At 48.8% G+C, this 256-nt stretch carries 1 protein-coding gene; it reads right to left on the bottom strand.

The features are described from left to right. Nucleotides 1-56 precede the first annotated feature (56 nt). Nucleotides 57-188 (bottom strand): hypothetical protein, encoded by a 132-nt coding sequence (locus FS628_RS32925; RefSeq protein ID WP_260871255.1) that lies wholly within the window; start codon nucleotides 186-188, stop codon nucleotides 57-59. Between the last annotated feature and the right edge of the window lie 68 nt (nucleotides 189-256).

Consider the following 256-nt stretch of genomic DNA (forward strand, 5'->3'; position numbering starts at 1 on the left):
TCCACCAACATCCCATCCAACACATACCCCCAAACAACCTCAGTTCCGTTCTTATATCATCTTTTATCATTCACTTCCCCCTCTTTTCCTTCCAAAATACTATTCCCCATCTCTACCCTCTTCTCCCCTACCTTCCCTCTATCCTTCAACACCCTCTCCCTCTCTTCCCCCCCCACAATCCACTTCATCCACCCAACTTCCCCATCCTCTCCTCTAATAACCCGCACCCCTTTCTTCCAACTACCCTAACCAATCC

Source organism: Paenibacillus xylanexedens (genome assembly GCF_007676705.1).
Classification (GTDB): Bacteria; Bacillota; Bacilli; order Paenibacillales; family Paenibacillaceae; genus Paenibacillus; species Paenibacillus xylanexedens_C.